This window comes from Qipengyuania sp. SM2507, assembly GCF_053714505.1.
The window spans coordinates 132007-151007 of record NZ_CM132307.1 but is presented as its reverse complement, the minus strand read 5'-3'; the positions used below and the strand labels follow the sequence as shown (position 1 = coordinate 151007).

Genomic DNA, 19001 nt, shown 5'->3' with positions numbered 1-19001 from the left:
TTGTTCGCCGGATTGCGATGGGCCGCACCAGGGTTCCTGCAACGCCGCGCGCGGCAGGATGGGGGCGATTGTGCATTGCACAATGGCCGCAGAAGCGCCACCTTGCCGCTATATCCGGACGCCCGGACGAGGCGTTTGCAGGGGAAACCAATGCTTTACCACGCTCACGAATTGCAACGCAGCTGGCTCTCGAGCGCCAGCGCCTGGGCCGCTATCGCCTCCGAGATGATGAGCAACCCGGCCAATCCGGCGAATTACGCCAGTCCCTTCGGCTATCTCGGGATGGGGCCGATGGCGGCCTCCGCGCTCGAAGTCTTCGCGCACGCCTCCGCGCCGCGCGGCAAGCCCGCCTGGGGGATCGAGACCGTCGCGGTGGACGGCAAGGACGACCCCGTGGTCGAGGCGACGGTGCTCAACAAGCCGTTCGGCGATCTCAAGCGCTTCCGCCGCGCGAACCTGCCCAAGGACGCGCCGCGGCTGCTGATCGTGGCGCCGATGAGCGGGCATTTTGCCACGCTGCTGCGCGGCACGGTCGAGCGGATGATCGAGAGCTACGAAGTCTATGTCACCGACTGGGCCGACGCCAAGACCGTCCCCTTGCACGAGGGGCATTTCGATCTCGACGACTACATCGATTATGCGATCGAGTTTCTCGAACACATCGGCGAGAACGCGCATGTGATGGCGGTCTGCCAGCCCTCGGTCCCGGTCTTCGCCGCGACCGCGGTCATGAACCGCGACGATCACCCCTGCACCCCCGCCACGCTGACGATGATGGGCGGGCCGATCGACACCCGCTGCTCGCCGACCTCGGTCAACGACATGGCGATGGATCGCCCGATCGAATGGTTCCGCCAGACGGTGATCGCCACCGTCCCGATGCAGCATCGCGGTGCCGGACGGCGGGTCTATCCCGGCTTTCTCCAGCTCGCCAGCTTCATGAGCATGAATCTCGGCAGTCACCTGATGAGCCATTACGAGATGTTCAAACACATCAACGCGGGCAACGACTCAAGCGCGCAGGCGACCAAGGATTTCTACGAGGAATACCGCTCGGTCTGCGACATGACCGCGGAATTCTACCTCCAGACGGTGGAAGAGGTGTTCCAGGAGCATTCGATCCCCAACAACACCTTCACCCATCGCGACCGGCTGGTCGATCTGGGCGCGATCACCAGGACCGCGCTGCTGGCGATCGAAGGCGAACGCGACGATATTTCAGGCTTGGGCCAGACCCGCGCCGCGCTCGAGCTGACCCCCAATCTCGACGTGTCGAAAAAGCGCTATTTCATGGCCGAGGGGGCGGGCCATTACGGCATCTTCAACGGCAGCCGCTGGCGCGACACGATCGCCCCGGTGGTAGAGGAATTCATCGCCGCGCACGGCTAGGCTTCCGCTAGTTACGGCCCCTCCCCCTCGCAAGCGGGAGGGGCCGAATAGTTCTTCAGGCGATCAGAAGATCTCGAACAGACCCGCTGCGCCCATGCCGCCGCCGACGCACATGGTGACGACGCCGTATTTCGCGCCGCGACGCTTGCCTTCGATCAGCGTGTGTCCGACGCAGCGCGCGCCGGTCATGCCGTAGGGGTGGCCGATCGAGATCGAGCCGCCGCTGACGTTGAGCTTGTCGTTGTCGATCCCGAGCTTGTCGCGGCAATAGATGACCTGGACCGCGAAAGCCTCGTTCAGCTCCCAGATCCCGATGTCGTCGACATTGAGGTCGAACCGCTTGAGCAGCTTGGGGATGGCGAAGATCGGACCGATACCCATTTCGTCGGGCTCGGTGCCTGCAACCGCCATGCCGATATAGCGGCCGAGCGGCTGCAAGCCGCGCTGTTCGGCGAGCTTGGCTTCCATGATCACGCTGGCCGAGGACCCGTCCGATAGCTGCGAGGCGTTGCCGGCAGTGATGGTGGTCTCCGGCCCCATGACCGGCTGGAGCGAGGACAGGCCTTCCAGCGTGGTCTGCGGGCGGTTGCCCTCGTCCTTGGCGATGGTGATCTCCTGGTCGGAAACCTCGCCGCTCTCCTTGTTCATGACCTTGTGGGTGGTGCTGACGGGGACGATCTCGGCGTCGAAGCGGCCGGCTTCCTGCGCCGCGGCGGTGCGCTGCTGCGACTGGAGCGCGTATTCGTCCTGCGCCTCGCGGCTGATGCCATAGCGCTGGGCGACGTTCTCGGCGGTCTGCAGCATCGGCATGTAGATCGCGCCGTGCATCGCGATCAGCTCGGGATCGGGCATGACCCGCATTTCCTTGGTCTGCACGAGGCTGATCGATTCCTGGCCGCCGGCGGCGACCACATCCATGCGGTCGAGCGTGACCTGCTTGGAGGCGGTGGCGATGGCCATCAGGCCCGAGGAGCACTGGCGGTCGATGGTCATGCCGCTGGTGCCGATCGGACAGCCTGCGCGCAGCGCGACCTGACGCCCGAGATTGCCCGCCTGCGTGCCCTGCTGGAGCGCGGCGCCCCAGACGACATCGTCGATCAGGTCGGGCTCCACACCGGCGCGCTCGATCGCGGCCTTGAGCGAATAGGAGCCGAGCGTCGGCCCGGTGGTGTCGTTGAAGCCGCCCTTATAGGCGCGGCCGATGGCGGTACGGGCGGTGGATACGATGACTGCGTCGCGCATGATAAATCCTTTGAAAATTAAGCCGTGATGGTGTCGCCGGGAAAGCGCGCGATCAGACGAAGAACTGCATGATCCATTCGGTGATCAGGGCGGGCTTGTCCTCGCCTTCGATCTCGATGGTGATCTCGCTGGTCTGCTGCCACTGGCCGGGGCGCTTTTCGGTCAGATCGACCAGCTTCCAGTGGCCGCGGATGCGCTTGCCCGATTTGACCGGGCTGATGAAGCGCGTCTTGTTGCCGCCGTAGTTGACGCCCATTTTCACGCCATCGACCTTGGGCAGGTCGGAATTGGCTGACAGATAGGGGATCATCGAGAGCGTCAGGAAGCCGTGGGCGATGGTCCCGCCGAACGGGGTCATCTTGGCCTTTTCCTCGTCGATGTGGATGAACTGGTGATCGCCGGTCGCTTCGGCGAACTGGTTGATGCGCTCCTGGCTCATCTCCACCCATTCGCTGGTTCCGAGATGTTCGCCGGCCTTGGTTGCCATGTCCTGCGGGGTCATATGCCTCTCCTTCAAATACGCGAAGTGCGCGCGGGAAGCCCCCGCGCTGTCGCGGATCGTCATGGCGGATGGAAAAGGCGCGCGCAACCGCGCCAATGCGGCCCTTACGGCAAGGCGGGGTCGCGTTGCGGCGGGTCACGCCGGCGGCGGGCCCGCTTCGCCGCCCGCTCATCGGCAGCGCCCGCGTCCCGAGTCGATTCGCGCCGCGCGCAATAGGTCCACAGCGCGATCTGCAAACCCAGGAAGAGGAAGATCACCGGCTGGTAGGCGATCCCCTGGAAGGTTGCGCCGATCAGGTAGATGATCTGCGCCGCCTGCAGCGCGCTGGCCAGTTCGGCCGTCCAGGCGGCGCGCGGCCCGTCGCGCTTGCGATAGCGGCGGCGCAGCTTTTCCATCTGGATCAGTCCGGTGATCTGCAGCGCCATCCAGATCAGGAAGCCGGGATAGCCCTGTTCGCCCAGCAGCTCGAAATAGGCGGAATGGAAAGCGCGGCCCTTGTCGGTGACCTCGACATAATCGACCGCGACCGAATTGCCCTCCTCGGTGCGCACCGGCATCATATAGGTGAAGCTGTTGGCGCGATAGGAATCGAACCCGCCGCCGAGCGGGTGTTCGGCGACGTAGTCCAGTGTCCAGGTCCACACCGCGAGCCGGGTCGAGGCCGAGGCATCGCCTTCGTGGCTGCCGATGGTGGCCATACGCTCGTAATAGCTCTGCGGCAGGAACGGCAGCGCCCCGACCGCCAGCACACCGGCAGCGAGCAGATAGAGAATACGGTTCTTCACGTCGCGCAGCATCAGCACGCCCAGCACCGCGATGCACACCAGCCCGGTGCGCGCCTCGGTCCCCACCGGGATCAGCAGGCAAGAAAAGATCACCCCATAGCCGAACAGCTTCACCCGCCAGTCGGGCGGAAACACGGTGCCGTGCTTCATCAACCACAGCACCAGCGGGATCGAGCCGATCGCGACCGTGGAGATGGTCGAGCTTTCGTAGATGCCCGAATTGTCGTTGACGAAGAAATAGAGGCTTTCGTACCCGCCCCCGCCGAACACGGTCTTCATGCCGGTGGCGATGACGATGGCGCCCAGCGTGAGCACGACGGTGACCAGCAATGCCTCCATCCGCGTCCTGGTGGTGAGCGTGAAGGGCAGGAAGATCGCGAACACCAGCGCTTTCCACACCCAGCCCCATTTATGCGCGGCCTCGACCGGGAATGCCGACAGCGTGGTGGTGAAGGCGCAATAGAGCAGCAGCGCGACCATCAGGCCCTGGCGGTAGTGAATCCGCGTCTCTTTCTTCGAATCGGTCAGTAGCCAGCCGGCAAAGGCGGCGCAGAAGGCGATCAGCGAAATCGGCAGCGCCGGCGTGAGCGTCCAGCCGATCTTCTGCGGGGCGAGGATATCGATATAGATATAGGCGAGCACCCACAGGAAGGGACGCGCGATTCCCAGCGCCAGAAACGCCAACACGAAGGCGAAGAGCGCCAGATCAAGCATTGCGCCGCCGCTTTCGTGCCGCGCGCCGTGCCGCAGCGCCGGTTTCGGGCGGTTTTGTCGCCGCTTCGGCCTCCGTCTCTTCCTCGGAAAGCAAGGGCTCGACGTCGACATCCTCGCGCCCGATCAGCCGCAGCAGCGCGACCAGCAGCAGGCCGTGGGTGAGGGCAAGGGCGAAATAGTCGATCAAATGCGGCGTCTTTCGAAATCGCAGCGCGGGCGCGGTTTGCGCTGTCCTTAGGCCATCGCGGTTGACGGCGCGTTAAGCCTGTTGTGCAACAGTATAGCCCGATGACCCGAGTTCTGCATATCCTCGACCACTCGCTGCCGCTGCATTCCGGCTATACCTTCCGCACGCGCGCGATCATGAAAAGCCAGATCGCCGCAGGGATGGAGGTTCGCGGGCTGACCGGTCCGCGCCAGGGCATCGATGCCGCCGCCGCGACGCCGGCGCGCGGCCTGCGCCAGGAAGAGGCCGAAGGGCTGACCTTCTTCCGCGCACCCGCAGCGCCGTCGGGCCCCCCGGGGTTTCGCGAATGGGCCGAGATCGAGGGCTTGCGTCTCGCCATCGAGCAGGCGGCGCAAATCTGGCGGCCCGACGTCCTCCACGCGCATTCGCCCGCGCTGACCGGGATGGCGGGCTTGCGCGCGTCGCACCGGCTCAACCTGCCCTTCGTCTACGAAATCCGCGCTTTCTGGGAAGATGCCGCGGTCGGCAATGGCACCGGGCGCGCCGGATCGCTCAAATACCGGCTGACCCGCGCGCTCGAAAACCGCGTCGTTGCCGGCGCGGATGCGGTGTTCACGATCTGCGAGGGCCTGCGCGAAGACCTGATTGCTCGCGGGCACGAGGCGGGCAAGATCGGGCTCTCGCCCAATGGTGTGGACATGGCAATGTTCGGCGACCCTCCGCCGCGCGACGAGGCGTTGGCCAGGGAGCTGGGCATCGATGGCGGGCCGGTGATCGGCTTCGTCGGCAGTTTCTACGATTACGAAGGGCTCGACGATTTGATCGATGCGTTGCCGCTGCTGCGCACCCGCCATCCGCACGCGCGGCTGCTGCTGGTCGGCGGGGGTCCGATGGACGCGAGCCTGCGCGCGCGCGCCGCTGCCAGCCCCGCCGCCGCTGGCATTATCTTCACCGGCCGGGTGCCGCATTCCGAGGTCGAGAGATATTATTCGCTGATCGACGTGCTCGCCTATCCGCGCAAGCGCAGCCGGTTGACCGATCTGGTCACGCCGCTCAAGCCGCTCGAGGCGATGGCGCAGCAGCGTATCGTTGCAGCGTCAGATGTCGGCGGCCATCGCGAACTGATCGAGGATCGCCGCACCGGGGTATTGTTCCCGCCCGACGATCCGCAGGGCTGCGCCGATGCGCTGGCCGATCTGCTCGATCGCCGCGGCGACTGGGACGCGATGCGCGAGCGGTCTCGTGCGCATGTTGCAGCACATCACGACTGGGCGCATAATATCCATCGTTATCAAGCCGTTTACCAAAGCCTGCTACGGCGCAAATCGGACAGAAACCTCTCGCGCGCCGCCTGATTGCGGGTCGCCGGAGGCACAGAGAGAACCACGCGACCATGAGCGCCAGCCGCACCACCAAACCGCTTAGCGCACATCCGGCCTTCCCGGTGATCGTGGCGCTGTGGTTCGCCGCCCTCTTGGGGCTGGGCACCTTCGTAGTGCCGCCCGCCAATTTCGAAGGTCTGGTGATGGGGACCGGGCTCGACGAATGGCTGCCCGCCGCCGCGCCGCCTCTGGGCGACACCGCGCGACTGGCGATCAGCGCCATTGCCGCGCTGCTCGGCGCGCTGCTGGGGCTGGGAATCGCCGCCCGCATCCGCCGGGTTCAGGACGGATCGCAGGCCCTCAGCGAGGCAGCCGAGCCGGCAACCGATTCGCCTTGGCTTGCGGATGACGACGAGGCGGTGGAGCAGGATTTTTCTGGCAAGGCCTCGACTGACGAGCCAGGCCTCGACGATCCGGCGGAAAGCGAGGCTCCCGGCATGGTCCCGACGCGGCTTGCCGGACGCCACAGCATGAGCGACCGCGACGATCCGCTGCCCGATTATGAGACTGAGGATACCGAGGAGGAAACCGGGCGCATCTTTCAGGCGAGCGAAGTCGACCTAGGCGAGGCTGCCGAAGCGGACACGGTTGCCCCAGAAGAAGCCGAAACCCCTTCCGGCGACGAGGATGACGATCTCCAGCGCTTCGCCGCCGATCGACTGGTCGCCGGCCTGCCGCGCGTCCAGCAGCGCAATTTCGACGACGAGCCGCTCGAGGACTGGTCCCGCCCCGAACCGGTCGCCGAAGAGCGCGATCTCGAAGCCGGATTCGCGGCCACGCCCGAGCCATCGGCCACCGAACCGCAGGAGGTCGAGACTGAAGGTCCCAATTTCGACACGCCCGAGCTGGTCGAGGAGGCTGAATACGAGGAGCTGCCCGCCGAACCCGCCGAAGCGCAGGAATGGGCACCCGCTGCCAGCGACACACCCACCGAGCCGTCCTGGGCCGCAGATGTCGAAAGCGAAGCCGAACCCGAAACCGCGCCCCTCGACTTTGCCGCGTCTTCGCTCTCCGATCTGGTCGCCCGCTTCGATGCCGCACTCGCTGCGCAGCGTTCGCAGTCGCCGTCGGACCAAGCAGACCCTGCAGAAGAGCAACCTCAGCCCGCCTCGGCAGAGCGGTCCGACGATCCGGTGATCGCCTTCCTGCGACGCGAGGCGGATCGCGATCGCGGTGCGCCCGGCGAACCACAGCACGAGCGGCCCGACGACCCGCGTGCCGGGCTGCGCAACGCGCTCGACAAGCTCGACAAGGTCAGCCGCAAGTCCTGAGAAGACCGCGTGTCGGCAAGGCTGTTACGCAAAACTTGCCCCGCACGAAACTTTCCTTCGCCCCTCGCGGTTGCAAAACCGCATTCGCATCGTCATGACGGTGCTTCACGACAATCCGGCAGCGCTGCGACCGGCGCGCCAGCAGTCAGGTCCCCCGGAAGCCCATGCGCTTCCGCCGGGCCGGACGGTGTGAAGGAAGCGAATGACTGTACCGGCCCACCCGCCCACCGGCGGGCTCTACGATCCGCGCAACGAGCACGACGCCTGCGGCGTCGGCATGGTCGCGCATATCCGTGGCGACAAAAGCCATTCGATCGTTACCCGGGCGCTGGAAATTCTCGGCAATCTCGACCATCGCGGCGCGGTCGGCGCCGATCCGCTGCTCGGCGATGGCGCGGGCATCCTGCTCCAGGTCCCCGACCCGCTGTTCCGCAAATGGGCCCAAAGCGAAGGCATCGACCTCCCCGCGCCGGGCGAATACGGCGTCGCGCAATGCTTCCTGCCACGCGAGGGCGAAGCGGCCACCTTCGTGGTCGACCAGCTGGAGAAATTCGTCGTCAAGGAAGGCCAGCGCGTGCTCGGCTGGCGCGATGTGCCGACCACGCTCGACGGGCTGGGCCAGGCGGTGGTCGATTCCATGCCGATCATGCGCCAGTGCATCGTCGGGCGCGGCCGCGATTGCGCCGATCGCGACGCTTTCGAACGCAAGCTGGTGGTGATCCGCAAGCAGACGCTGAACCCGCTCGCCCGGCTGGCCGAGAAGCATGGCATCCCCGGGCTGACCGAAGCCTATATCCCGAGCTTTTCCAGCCGCACCATCGTCTACAAGGGCCTGCTGCTCGCGCATCAGGTCGGCAGTTTTTACGACGACCTGCGCGACCCCGACTGCGTTTCGGCGCTGGGCCTCGTCCACCAGCGCTTCAGCACCAACACCTTCCCCAGCTGGCGGCTGGCGCACCCCTATCGCTTCACCGCGCACAATGGCGAAATCAACACCGTGCGCGGCAACGTCAACTGGATGAACGCGCGCCGCCGCACCATGGAAAGCGAGCTGCTCGGGGTCGATCTCGACAAGATGTGGCCGCTGATCCCGCACGGCCAGTCGGACACCGCCTGCCTCGACAACGCGCTCGAACTGCTGCTGGTGGGCGGCTACAGCCTCGCACATGCAATGATGATGCTGATGCCCGAAGCCTGGGCCGGCAATGCGCTGATGGATCCCGCGCGCCGCGCCTTCTACGAATACCACGCCGCGCTGATGGAGCCTTGGGACGGACCTGCCGCAGTCTGCTTCACCGACGGGCGCCAGATCGGCGCGACGCTCGACCGCAACGGGCTGCGCCCCGCACGCTATTGCGTGACGAAGGACGATCACGTCATCCTTGCCAGCGAAAGCGGCGTGCTGCCCATCGACGAGGCGGACATCGTGCGCAAATGGCGGTTGCAGCCGGGCAAGATGCTGCTGATCGATCTGGAGGAAGGCCGCATCATCGAGGACGCCGAGCTCAAGGCCGAGCTGGCCGCGGCGCATCCTTACGAGAAATGGCTCGAACAGGCGCAGTTCAAGCTCGAGGATATCGAGCATATCGCACCCGAGCTGTCGGAAATCCCGACCGCGACGACCACGCTGCTCGATCGCCAGCAGGCCTTCGGCTACACGCAGGAGGACCTGACGCGGTTCCTCGAGCCGATGGCGGAATCGGGCCAGGACCCGATCGGTTCGATGGGCACCGATACGCCGATCGCGGTGCTGAGCGATCGCCCGCGGCTGCTCTACGACTATTTCAAGCAGAACTTCGCGCAAGTCACCAACCCGCCGATCGACCCGATCCGCGAGGAGCTGGTGATGAGTCTGCTGTCGATGATCGGCCCCAGGCCCAACCTGCTCGGCCGCGATGCCGGGCTGCACAAGCGGCTCGAGGTCAGCCAGCCCATCCTCACCAATGACGATCTCGCCAAGATTCGCTCGGTCGAGGCGGCGCTCGACGGGGCATTCCGCACCGCGACGATCGACTGCACCTGGGATGCCGCTTCGGGCGCCGAGGGGCTGGCGATGGCGATCAAGGAAATGTGCTGGGCCGCGACCGAGGCGGTGCTGCAGGACCACAACATCCTGATCCTGTCGGATCGCCTGCAGGGCCCCGACCGCATCCCGATGCCCGCGCTGCTCGCCACCGCGGCGGTGCACCACCAGCTCACCCGCCAGGGGCTCCGGATGCAGACCGGGCTGGTGGTCGAGACCGGCGAAGCGCGCGAGGTGCACCATTTCTGCGCTCTGGCGGGCTATGGCGCCGAAGCGATCAACCCCTATCTCGCTTTCGAGACGCTGGAGAGCCTGCGCGCCGACCACCTGCCCGAATTCGCACCCGAGAAGGTGCGCGACAACTACGTCAAGGCGGCGGGCAAGGGCATCCTCAAGGTCATGTCCAAGATGGGGATCTCGACCTACCAATCCTATTGCGGGGCGCAGATCTTCGACGCGGTCGGGCTGTCGAGCGCATTCGTCGAGGCCTATTTCACCGGCACCTCGACCACGATCGAGGGCGTCGGGCTCGAACAGGTCGCCGAGGAAGCGGTGCGCCGCCACGCGATGGCCTATGGCGATGCGCCGATCTACCGCACCATGCTCGACCCCGGCGGCATCTACCAATACCGCCTGCGCGGCGAGGACCATGCCTGGACACCCGAGACCGTCGCCAACCTCCAGCACGCGGTGCGCGGGGCAAAGCCCGACAATTACGCCGCTTTCGCCAAGGCGATCAACGAGCAGTCCGAGCGGTTGCTGACGATCCGCGGGTTGATGGAATTGCACACGCTCGACCAGCCGATTCCGCTCGACGAGGTCGAACCCGCCGCCGAGATCGTCAAGCGCTTCAGCACCGGGGCGATGAGCTATGGCTCGATCAGCCGCGAGGCGCACACCACGCTGGCGATCGCGATGAACCGCATCGGCGCGCGCTCGAACACCGGCGAAGGCGGCGAGGAGCCCGACCGCTTCGTCCCCATGGCCAATGGCGATTCGATGCGCAGCCGGATCAAGCAGGTCGCCAGCGGGCGGTTCGGGGTGACCACCGAATATCTGGTCAATTCGGACGATATCCAGATCAAGATGGCGCAGGGTGCCAAGCCCGGCGAGGGCGGACAGCTGCCCGGCCACAAGGTCGACAAGACCATCGGCAAGGTGCGCCATTCGACCCCCGGCGTGGGGCTGATCTCGCCGCCGCCGCATCACGACATCTATTCGATCGAGGATCTGGCGCAGCTGATCCACGATCTCAAGAACGTCCAGCCCGAGGCGCGTATTTCGGTCAAGCTGGTGAGCGAGGTCGGGGTCGGCACGGTCGCGGCGGGCGTCTCCAAGTGCAAGGCCGACCATGTCACCATCTCGGGCTACGAGGGCGGCACCGGCGCGAGCCCGCTGACCAGCCTGACGCATGCCGGCAGCCCGTGGGAGATCGGCCTCGCCGAGACCCAGCAGACGCTGCTGCTCAACGATTTGCGCAGCCGCATCGCGGTGCAGGTCGACGGGGGCTTGCGCACCGGGCGCGATGTCGCGATCGGCGCGCTGCTGGGCGCGGACGAATTCGGCTTCGCCACCGCCCCGCTGATCGCGGCGGGCTGCATCATGATGCGCAAATGCCATCTCAACACCTGCCCGGTGGGGGTCGCCACACAGGACCCCGTGCTGCGCAAGCGCTTCACCGGCACCCCCGAGCACGTCATCAACTACTTCTTCTTCGTCGCCGAGGAATTGCGCGCAATCATGGCCGAGATGGGCTTCCGCCGCGTCGAGGACATGATCGGCCGGGTCGACCTGATCGACACCCACCGCGTCGCGCGCCACTGGAAGGCCAAGGGTGTCGATCTATCGCGGCTGCTCGCTTCGGTCGAACGCGTTCCCGATGCGCCGCTGCGCCAGACCGGCACGCAGGACCACGGCCTCGGCGCGGCGATGGATCGCGAGCTGATCGCGGCCTGCCAGCCGGCGATCGTTGACGGCGAGCCGGTGGTGCTCGAACGCACGGTGCGCAACGTCAACCGCAGCGTCGGGGCGATGCTTTCGGGCCGGATTGCCGAGGCGCATGGCCATCGCGGGCTGGCGCCCGACGCCATCCGGATCACCCTCACCGGGGTCGCGGGGCAGAGCTTCGGCGCCTGGCTGGCGCATGGCGTCACGCTCGAACTGACCGGCGATGCCAACGACTATGTCGGGAAGGGGCTCTCGGGCGGACGCATCGTCGTCAAGCCGCCGCAGCACGTCGCGCGCGACGCAAGCGACAACATCATCGTCGGCAACACCGTGCTCTATGGCGCGATCGCGGGCGAAGCCTTCTTCGCCGGGGTCGCGGGCGAGCGCTTCGCGGTGCGCAATTCGGGCGCGGTCGCGGTGGTCGAGGGCACCGGCGATCATGCCTGCGAATATATGACCGGCGGCGTGGTCTGCGTGCTCGGTCCGACGGGGCGCAATTTCGCCGCGGGGATGAGCGGGGGCGTGGCCTATGTCTACGACCCCGACGAGAGCTTCGCAGCGCTGTGCAACCAGGCGCAGGTCGATATCCGCGCCATCGAGCCGGGCGCGGGCCGCGGCGCGGAAAACAGCTGGGGCGAGCCGCAGCAGCGCGCGCGCTCGGTCGAGGACTCAGGCATGGGCGACCCGCTCTATCACGACGCCGCGCGGCTTCGGGTGCTGGTCGAGCGGCACCAGCTCCACACCGGCTCGGCCCGCGCCGAGGCGCTGCTGGCGGATTGGGACAATTCGCTGCGGCAGTTCAAGAAGGTGATGCCACGCGACTACGAGACCGCGCTGCAGGCGCTCGAGGCCGAGCGCGAGGAAGCGGCGATGGAGGCGGCGGAATGATAATTTCGAACTTCATCCACCCTGCCGTCGTCATCGGGAGCGAAGCGAAGCAATCCATAGACCGGACCATGGATTGCCGCGCCGCCTGTCGGCGGCTTGCAATGACAAGCCAATTCTATTCGTCCGGGAGCAACTGATGGGCAAGCAGACCGGTTTCCTCGAATACGCGCGGCGCGACCGCGACTATCTCGATCCCACCGAGCGGGTGAAGAACTACGACGAGTTCGCAGTCCCGATGGGCGAGGCGGAGCTGCGCGAGCAGGCCGCGCGCTGCATGGATTGCGGCATTCCCTTTTGCCACACCGGCTGCCCGGTCAACAACATCATCCCCGACTGGAACAACCTCGTTTACGAGGACGACTGGCGCAACGCGCTCGACCTGCTCCACTCGACCAACAATTTCCCCGAGTTCACCGGAAGGGTCTGCCCCGCACCCTGCGAGGCGGCCTGCACGCTCAACATCGTCGATGCTCCGGTGACGATCAAATCGATCGAATGCGCCATTGTCGATCGCGGATGGGCCGAGGGCTGGATCACGCCGCAACTGCCCGAGCGGCAGACGGGCAAGTCGGTGGCGGTGATCGGCAGCGGTCCCGCCGGGCTCGCTTGTGCGCAGCAACTCGCCCGCGCCGGCCATGCGGTGACGGTGTTCGAGAAGAGCGACCGGATCGGCGGGTTGCTGCGTTACGGCATCCCCGATTTCAAGATGGGCAAGCAGCACATCAATCGCCGCGCGGTGCAGATGGAGGCCGAGGGCGTCCATTTCCGCATCGGGGCCGAAGTCGGGGTCGAGGTCAGCTTCAAGGCGCTGCAGGACAATTTCGACGCGGTGGTGCTGGCGGGCGGCGCGGAAGAACCGCGGCAATTGCAGATCCCCGGCGCCGAATTGCCCGGCGTGCGGCTGGCAATGGAATTCCTCACCCAGCAGAACAAGCGCAACGCCGGCGACGACGAATTGCGCGCCGCACCGCGCGGGACGCTGTCCGCCAAGGGCAAGCATGTCGTGGTGATCGGCGGCGGCGACACCGGCTCGGACTGCGTCGGCACCTCCAACCGCCAGGGCGCGGCCAGCGTCACCCAGCTCGAGATCATGCCGCAGCCGCCCGAGCACGAGGACAAGGCGCTGACCTGGCCCGACTGGCCGCTCAAGATGCGTACCTCCTCGAGCCACGAGGAAGGCGCTGAGCGCGACTGGGGCGTGCTGACCAAGCGCGTGGTGGCCGAAAACGGCAGCGTTTCGGGGCTCGAATGCGTCCGCATCCAATGGGACGGCGGCAAGTTTGCCGAAGTGCCGGGCAGCACCTTCACCCTGCCCGCCGACCTGATCCTGCTGGCGATGGGCTTCACCGGGCCCAAAAGGCGCGGGCTGCTCGACCGGGCGGGCGTGACGCTCGACGAGCGCGGCGCAGTCGCGGCCGATACCGACAGCTACGCCACCAGCGAGGCCGGCGTCTATTCCTGCGGCGACATGCGCCGCGGGCAGAGCCTTGTGGTCTGGGCGATCCGCGAAGGCCGCCAGTGCGCGCGCGCGGTCGACGAGGCGCTGATGGGGGCGAGCGAGCTGCCGCGCTGATAACATAGCTCCGGAATGAGCCTGATGCCTTGCCAATCGGCGGAGGTCGGCTAGATTCGCGGCGACGGAATGGGGGCGATCAAAGCTCTGGTCCGTCTTGTGGGGGGACGCAATGCGACTTTGGATGTGCGCGCTGGCCGCTGTCGGCCTGGCGCTTGGCGGGCCGTGCGAAGAAGCCGCACACGCGGCCGGGCAAGGACAGGCGGCCTCCGACCCGGTTGCCGGTGAAGCGGCCGTCGCCGGGACCGATCCAGCACCCGCTCCGCCGCCGCCCCTCGACCCGCCAGCGCCTGCCGATCCCGCCAGCATCAAACTGGTCGCAACGCAGTTCCTCGACACGCCGCTGTCGGGCGATTCGCCCAGCGATGTCGAATACGGCCTCAAGCTCGATGCCTATATCGGTCTAACGGGCAGCCTGTTCGGGCTCGACGATTCCTTTGCGCTGCACATCCATCCCGAGATGCGGTTGGGCAATTCCAGCAATGGCGAGATCGGGCTGCTGCCAACCAACAGCGCGCTGTTCTATCCCGCCAGCGAGGGCGAACAGTTCGACCTCTCGGCCAACCTTGCCAAGACATGGCGCAGCGGCACCTCGCTGACCGTGGGCAAGGTCAATGTCTTCGACCTTTCGGCGCAATTGCCGATCACCGGCGGCGGCGGGATCGAGGGCTTTCAGAACCTCGCATTCGCGCTCCCGCCCAGCGCCATCGTCCCCGGCTCGCTGGTCGGGGCGCTGCTCAACGTGCCGACCAGCAAGGCGCTGTTCCGGCTGTGGGTGTTCGACCCCAATCTCGCCTCGCGCCGCAGCGGCATTCCGACGCTGTTCGAGGACGGGGTCGGCGCGCTGGCTTCGGTCACCGTTCCCGCGACGATCGGCGGCAAGCAGGGCTATTACGCGCTCAAGCTCGCCGCCAGCACCCGGCGGGGAATAAGCAGCCGCGCCCTGCCGCCAGTGCTGATCCCCGCGCCCGGCTCGGGTTTCGGCGAGAGCCGGGGCGAATTCGCCGCCATTCTCGCAGCCAGCCAATACATCGCCGGGGGTCCGCGCGACCCGGCGGGCGGGATCGGAATCTTCGGCCAGGTCTATCTCTCGGCGGGCGATCCGACCTTTCTCGATGTCAGCGCGCAGGCCGGGATTTCGGGCAATCCGCCGGGCCGCCCGCAGGACCGCTTCGGGCTGGGCTGGTTCCGCTATTCGCTGACCGACTCTCTGGTCGACGCGCTGGCCACGCGCGTCCCGCTGGAAGACGAGGAAGGCGTGGAAGCCTTCTACACGCTGGGCATCGACGAGACTTTCCGGCTCACCGCCAATCTCCAGCTGATCGACAGCGCGATCGCCCCGCGCGACACGGCGCTGCTGGCGGGGCTGCGGCTGGTGACGGTGTTCTAGCTCAGGCTTCTTGAGGCAGGCGCCAGTCGATGACCCCGCGCCCGGCTGCTTCCAGAAAAGCGTTCGCCTTGCTGAAAGGCTGCGAGCCGAAGAAGCCACGATGCGCCGACAGCGGGCTGGGGTGCGGGCTGCGCAGCACCAGATGGCGGCCATCCGCGAGTCCCGGCAGCCGGGTGGCCTTCTTCTGCGCATGCGCGCCCCATAGTACGAAGACGCATCGGTTTTCGCCTTCTGCCACCGCGGCCACCACCGCATCGGTCACCGCGTCCCAGCCGTGCCCGGCATGGCTCCCCGCCAGCCCCGCCTCGACTGTCAGCGTGGTGTTGAGCAGCAGCACCCCGCGCTTCGCCCATGGCGTCAGATCGCCATGCGACGGGATCTCCAGACCGAGATCCGAGTGCAATTCCTTGTAGATGTTCGCGAGGCTGGGCGGCACGCGCACGCCCCGGGGCACCGAGAAGCTCAGCCCCATCGCCTGCCCCGGCCCATGATAGGGGTCCTGCCCCAATATCACGACCTTCACCGCCTCGCGCGGAGTCAGTTCGAGCGCGCGCAACCGGCTGCCGCGCGGGGGGTAGATCGCCTTGCCCGCCGCCTCCTCGGCGCGCAGCCAGCCGCCCAGCCGCCGCGACTCCTCGCTGGCCAGCACCGGTTCGAGCACATCGCGCCAGCTTTCGGGGAGCCGGCTTTCGGGCGGATGGTCCTCGTTCATCCAGACCACGCTAGGCGGACCGATCTCCGCTCGCCAGCAGGTCTTTCCACCAATCCCCAATGCGCCTAAGGCCCATCGCCATATGACTGTACATTTCCACGAAGAAGACCTCCCCGAAGGCGTGCTCGGCGATGGCGCGATCGCCATCGACACCGAGACCATGGGCCTCGTCACCCCGCGCGACCGGCTGTGCCTCGTCCAGATCAGCGATGGCGGCAAGGACGAGCATCTGGTCCGCTTCGGACCCGACAGCACTTACGACGCGCCCAATCTCAAGGCGATTCTGAGCGATCCGAACCGGGTGAAGCTCTATCACTTCGCGCGCTTCGATCTCGCCGCGATCGAGCATTACCTCGGCGTGATGGCCGCGCCGGTGTTCTGCACCAAGATCGCCAGCAAGCTGGTGCGCACCTACACCGACCGCCACGGGCTCAAGAATCTCGTCGAGGAATTGCTGGGCGAGAACCTCTCCAAGCATCAGCAGAGCTCGGACTGGGGCGGCCCGGTATTGAGCGAGGCGCAGCGCGATTACGCCGCTTCCGATGTGCGCTATCTGCACCGCTTGCGCGAGGAGCTGGAAAAGCGGCTTGAGCGCGAAGGACGCAGCGACATGGCGCAGGCCTGTTTCGACTTCCTGCCCACCCGCGCTCGGCTCGATATCGCCGGCTGGCCCGAACACGATATCTTCAGCCACGCCTGAGGTCGCAGCGCATGGTCTCCACTCCCCGACCCGAGAAGCGCAGGGAAACCCAACGGGCGGTGCAGCTGCGGAGCAAGCGCCAGCATTTCGCCGCGCCGGGCGGATCGCACGACAAGCTCGTCGGCTTCCTCGCCCGCGCGCTGCCGCTGGGCGTCGGCGTGGTCGCGGCGCTGATGGTGATCACCCCGCTCAGCCCGCGTGGCGAGGTCAGCTTCCTGCTCGATCGCAACAAGGTGGCGGTGATCGACGAGCGGCTGCGCGTCGACAACGCCATGTATCGCGGACAGGACGATCGCAGCCGCCCATTCTCGCTGACCGCGGGCGAGGCGGTGCAGAAATCCAGCCTCGAAGGGGTTGTGCGGATGACCGACTTGGAAGCCCGTATCCTCCTGCCCGAAGGCCCTGCACGGATCGATGCGAGCGGCGGCGCCTATGATATCGATGCCGAGACGATGATCGTGCCCGGAGCGATGCGGATGACCGCAGCGGATGGCTATCGCATGCTGCTGCGCGATGTCCGCATCGATCTCGACACCCAGCGCGCGGTCGGGAACGACGGCGTCTCGGGCGCCATCCCGGCCGGCACATTTTCCGCCAATCGTCTCGAAGTCGACCTCGCGGCGCGGACCGTCGCGCTGGTCGGCAATGCCCGCCTGCGCATGGTGCCGGGCCTGTTGAGGATGCCGTGATGACCAACCTTCTTGCCACCTCGCGCCGCTGGCTGATCGGCGGTTTCGCCGCCACGCTGGCACTGATGGCGGGGATCCAGCTCAACGCGCAGGCGATCGCCGGGCACAATTCCAACGCGCCGGTGAATTACGCCGCCGACCGGATCGAGCTGCAGGACCGGCAGAACCGCGTGGTGCTGTCGGGCAATGTGGTGATCGACCAGGCCGGCCTGCGGCTGACCGCGGCGCGGACGCTGGTCAATTACAGCGATGCCGGCAGCCTGCGCATCCAGCGGATCATGGCGACCGGCGGGGTCAATGTGCGGCGCGGCAACGAGACCGCCTCGGGGAACAACGCGGTCTATGATTTCAATCGCCGGATCATCACGCTGTCGGGCGATGTCCGGTTGCGGCGCGGGAGCGACACGCTCAACGGCGGGCGGCTGGTGATCGATCTGGTCAGCGGCGTATCGAGCGTCGACGGCAGCGCCAGCGGCTCGTCGGGCGTGGCGGGCGAAACCACGACCAGCGATGGCGGGCGGGTGAGCGGGACCTTCTCGGTTCCCGAAAACTAAACGGCGCGGGTCAGCGGCGTGCCGGTCGGCGCGCCATCCCGGTCAGCGCCTGTGCGAGCAGCAGATGCGCCGCCTGGCTGTTGGCGAGCAGTTCGCGGTGCAGTTCTACCAGCCGCGACGTCAACCGATCGAGCCGCGGCCCGCGCCAATAGGCGTATTGGTTGCGGATCTCGCGTTCCTCGCGAAAGAAGATGCCCAGCTGCGCCTTCTCGCCCTTGCCCAGATCGTCGAAGGAACCGCGCGGGCCCAGCCGCGCCGCGATCCGCGCCAGCTGCGCCGCGCGCCGCTCGAAGGCGAGCAACAGCCCGACCGGGTTGAGCGCCATCTCGCGCATCCGCACCATCTCGGCGGCGAGCTTGGGCTGGTCGCCCGAGAGCACCGCATTGACCAGCGACATGAAGCCGTCCTCGTCGCTCACCGCGCCGATCGCGTCGAGCGCGGCGGCATCGACCTGCCTGGGCGATTGCGGGGTGGCGTCGAGGTAGAGCGCCAGCTTGTCGATCTCGGACTGCGCCAGCCGGACGTCGAGATTGGCGGCGCGCGCGATACGTTCGGCCAGCCCGCCGCTGAACTGCACGCCCGCGCCATCGCCCATCGCCCGCACCGCATGGGTCACCGAGGCAAGATCGGGCGGGTAGAACATCGTCACCAGCGCATCCTTACGCTTTTCGAGCAGCTTGGCGGTGCGCGACTTGTCGGTCGCGGCGGTTGCGACCACCAGCACCGGGCAGGCCTGCCCCGCCCCCATGTCGCTGGTTTCGAGTAGCGTCCGCAGCGCGTCATGCGCCTCGTCGCCATTGGCGCGCACCAGGATATGACGGCTATCGCCGAACAGCGAGGAGGAGCGCGCTTCGTCGCCCAGCTTGGCGGGATCGGAGCGCAGCTCGCCGCCCGACAGCTCGACCCGTTCGCCCGGATCGGGGAGCAGGCTCACCAGTTCGCGCGCTGCTGCCGAGGCGCCCGCCTCGTCGGGGCCGCAGAAGAAGAAGATCGACACCGTGCCCAGCGCCCCACGCGCCTTGGTAGCGAAATCGCGCTGCGTCGCCTTCACTG

At 66.9% G+C, this 19001-nt stretch carries 15 protein-coding genes; 9 read left to right on the top strand and 6 right to left on the bottom strand.

From position 1 onward, the window contains the following. Nucleotides 1–150 precede the first annotated feature (150 nt). Complete coding sequence (locus ACWIKC_RS00695; protein WP_454598226.1) at nt 151–1389, top strand: polyhydroxyalkanoate depolymerase; 1239 nt, start codon at nt 151–153, stop codon at nt 1387–1389. Nucleotides 1390–1452: 63 nt separating this feature from the next. Here ACWIKC_RS00695 and ACWIKC_RS00690 read toward each other — a convergent pair whose 3' ends face one another. From ACWIKC_RS00690 to ACWIKC_RS00675, 4 genes are all read right to left on the bottom strand, one after another. After that, nucleotides 1453–2631: an acetyl-CoA C-acyltransferase gene (locus ACWIKC_RS00690; protein WP_454598225.1), complete on the bottom strand. Its 1179-nt coding sequence runs from the start codon at nt 2629–2631 to the stop codon at nt 1453–1455. Nucleotides 2632–2683: 52 nt separating this feature from the next. Further along, entirely contained in the window at nt 2684–3133 is a 450-nt protein-coding gene (locus tag ACWIKC_RS00685; protein WP_305928335.1) for a MaoC family dehydratase, read from the bottom strand. Between the two features lie 104 nt (nt 3134–3237). Beyond that, nucleotides 3238–4632 carry a putative O-glycosylation ligase, exosortase A system-associated gene (locus tag ACWIKC_RS00680; protein ID WP_454598224.1) on the bottom strand — a complete coding sequence of 465 codons (1395 nt, stop codon included), beginning with the start codon at nt 4630–4632 and terminating at the stop codon, nt 3238–3240. Then, complete coding sequence (locus ACWIKC_RS00675) at nt 4625–4819, bottom strand: hypothetical protein (protein WP_454598223.1); 195 nt, start codon at nt 4817–4819, stop codon at nt 4625–4627. Before ACWIKC_RS00675 ends, ACWIKC_RS00680 begins: the two co-directional genes overlap by 8 nt. Before the next feature lie 101 nt (nt 4820–4920). On the opposite strand from ACWIKC_RS00675, the gene ACWIKC_RS00670 reads away from it, so the two are divergent. The 5 genes from ACWIKC_RS00670 (at nt 4921) to ACWIKC_RS00650 (ending at nt 15293) form a co-directional block, all read left to right on the top strand. Then, complete coding sequence (locus ACWIKC_RS00670) at nt 4921–6174, top strand: TIGR04063 family PEP-CTERM/XrtA system glycosyltransferase (RefSeq protein WP_454598222.1); 1254 nt, start codon at nt 4921–4923, stop codon at nt 6172–6174. A 38-nt stretch (nt 6175–6212) separates the two neighbouring features. Continuing rightward, nucleotides 6213–7472 carry a hypothetical protein gene (locus ACWIKC_RS00665; RefSeq protein WP_454598221.1) on the top strand — a complete coding sequence of 420 codons (1260 nt, stop codon included), beginning with the start codon at nt 6213–6215 and terminating at the stop codon, nt 7470–7472. A gap of 202 nt (nt 7473–7674) precedes the next feature. Next, on the top strand, nt 7675–12330 hold the full coding sequence (gene gltB, locus ACWIKC_RS00660) for a glutamate synthase large subunit (protein WP_454598220.1): 4656 nt from the start codon (nt 7675–7677) through the stop codon (nt 12328–12330). 136 nt (nt 12331–12466) lie between these two features. After that, nucleotides 12467–13903, top strand: a complete 1437-nt coding sequence (locus tag ACWIKC_RS00655; RefSeq protein ID WP_454598219.1) for a glutamate synthase subunit beta — start codon at nt 12467–12469, stop codon at nt 13901–13903. A gap of 112 nt (nt 13904–14015) precedes the next feature. Beyond that, a complete protein-coding gene (locus tag ACWIKC_RS00650) occupies nt 14016–15293 on the top strand; it encodes a carbohydrate porin (RefSeq protein WP_454598218.1) in 1278 nt (425 codons plus the stop codon). Between the two features lies 1 nt (nt 15294). Here ACWIKC_RS00650 and ung read toward each other — a convergent pair whose 3' ends face one another. Next, nucleotides 15295–16005 (bottom strand): uracil-DNA glycosylase, encoded by a 711-nt coding sequence (gene ung, locus ACWIKC_RS00645; protein ID WP_454598217.1) that lies wholly within the window; start codon nt 16003–16005, stop codon nt 15295–15297. An 82-nt stretch (nt 16006–16087) separates the two neighbouring features. Here ung and ACWIKC_RS00640 point away from each other — a divergent pair, with 82 nt between their 5' ends. The 3 genes from ACWIKC_RS00640 to ACWIKC_RS00630 are packed head-to-tail and all read left to right on the top strand — an operon-like array spanning nt 16088 to nt 17948. After that, a complete protein-coding gene (locus ACWIKC_RS00640) occupies nt 16088–16705 on the top strand; it encodes a ribonuclease D (protein WP_454598216.1) in 618 nt (205 codons plus the stop codon). An 11-nt stretch (nt 16706–16716) separates the two neighbouring features. Then, on the top strand, nt 16717–17394 hold the full coding sequence (locus ACWIKC_RS00635) for an LPS export ABC transporter periplasmic protein LptC (RefSeq protein WP_454598215.1): 678 nt from the start codon (nt 16717–16719) through the stop codon (nt 17392–17394). Beyond that, a complete protein-coding gene (locus ACWIKC_RS00630; RefSeq protein ID WP_454598214.1) occupies nt 17394–17948 on the top strand; it encodes an LptA/OstA family protein in 555 nt (184 codons plus the stop codon). Before ACWIKC_RS00635 ends, ACWIKC_RS00630 begins: the two co-directional genes overlap by 1 nt. Before the next feature lie 10 nt (nt 17949–17958). On the opposite strand, the gene ACWIKC_RS00625 is transcribed toward ACWIKC_RS00630, so the two are convergent. Beyond that, a complete protein-coding gene (locus tag ACWIKC_RS00625) occupies nt 17959–18999 on the bottom strand; it encodes a DNA polymerase III subunit delta (protein WP_454598213.1) in 1041 nt (346 codons plus the stop codon). Between the last annotated feature and the right edge of the window lie 2 nt (nt 19000–19001).

What these genes read in the sequence shown, in the direction of transcription:
- ACWIKC_RS00670 (WP_454598222.1), top strand. Translation starts at nt 4,921, where the DNA reads ATGACCCGAGTTCTGCATATCCTCGACCACTCGCTGCCGCTGCATTCC.
- gltB (WP_454598220.1), top strand. Translation starts at nt 7,675, where the DNA reads ATGACTGTACCGGCCCACCCGCCCACCGGCGGGCTCTACGATCCGCGC.
- ACWIKC_RS00695 (WP_454598226.1), top strand. Translation starts at nt 151, where the DNA reads ATGCTTTACCACGCTCACGAATTGCAACGCAGCTGGCTCTCGAGCGCC.
- ACWIKC_RS00640 (WP_454598216.1), top strand. Translation starts at nt 16,088, where the DNA reads ATGACTGTACATTTCCACGAAGAAGACCTCCCCGAAGGCGTGCTCGGC.
- ACWIKC_RS00650 (WP_454598218.1), top strand. Translation starts at nt 14,016, where the DNA reads ATGCGACTTTGGATGTGCGCGCTGGCCGCTGTCGGCCTGGCGCTTGGC.
- ACWIKC_RS00685 (WP_305928335.1), bottom strand. Translation starts at nt 3,133, where the DNA reads ATGACCCCGCAGGACATGGCAACCAAGGCCGGCGAACATCTCGGAACC.
- ACWIKC_RS00655 (WP_454598219.1), top strand. Translation starts at nt 12,467, where the DNA reads ATGGGCAAGCAGACCGGTTTCCTCGAATACGCGCGGCGCGACCGCGAC.
- ACWIKC_RS00635 (WP_454598215.1), top strand. Translation starts at nt 16,717, where the DNA reads ATGGTCTCCACTCCCCGACCCGAGAAGCGCAGGGAAACCCAACGGGCG.
- ACWIKC_RS00665 (WP_454598221.1), top strand. Translation starts at nt 6,213, where the DNA reads ATGAGCGCCAGCCGCACCACCAAACCGCTTAGCGCACATCCGGCCTTC.
- ACWIKC_RS00690 (WP_454598225.1), bottom strand. Translation starts at nt 2,631, where the DNA reads ATGCGCGACGCAGTCATCGTATCCACCGCCCGTACCGCCATCGGCCGC.
- ACWIKC_RS00630 (WP_454598214.1), top strand. Translation starts at nt 17,394, where the DNA reads ATGACCAACCTTCTTGCCACCTCGCGCCGCTGGCTGATCGGCGGTTTC.
- ung (WP_454598217.1), bottom strand. Translation starts at nt 16,005, where the DNA reads ATGAACGAGGACCATCCGCCCGAAAGCCGGCTCCCCGAAAGCTGGCGC.
- ACWIKC_RS00680 (WP_454598224.1), bottom strand. Translation starts at nt 4,632, where the DNA reads ATGCTTGATCTGGCGCTCTTCGCCTTCGTGTTGGCGTTTCTGGCGCTG.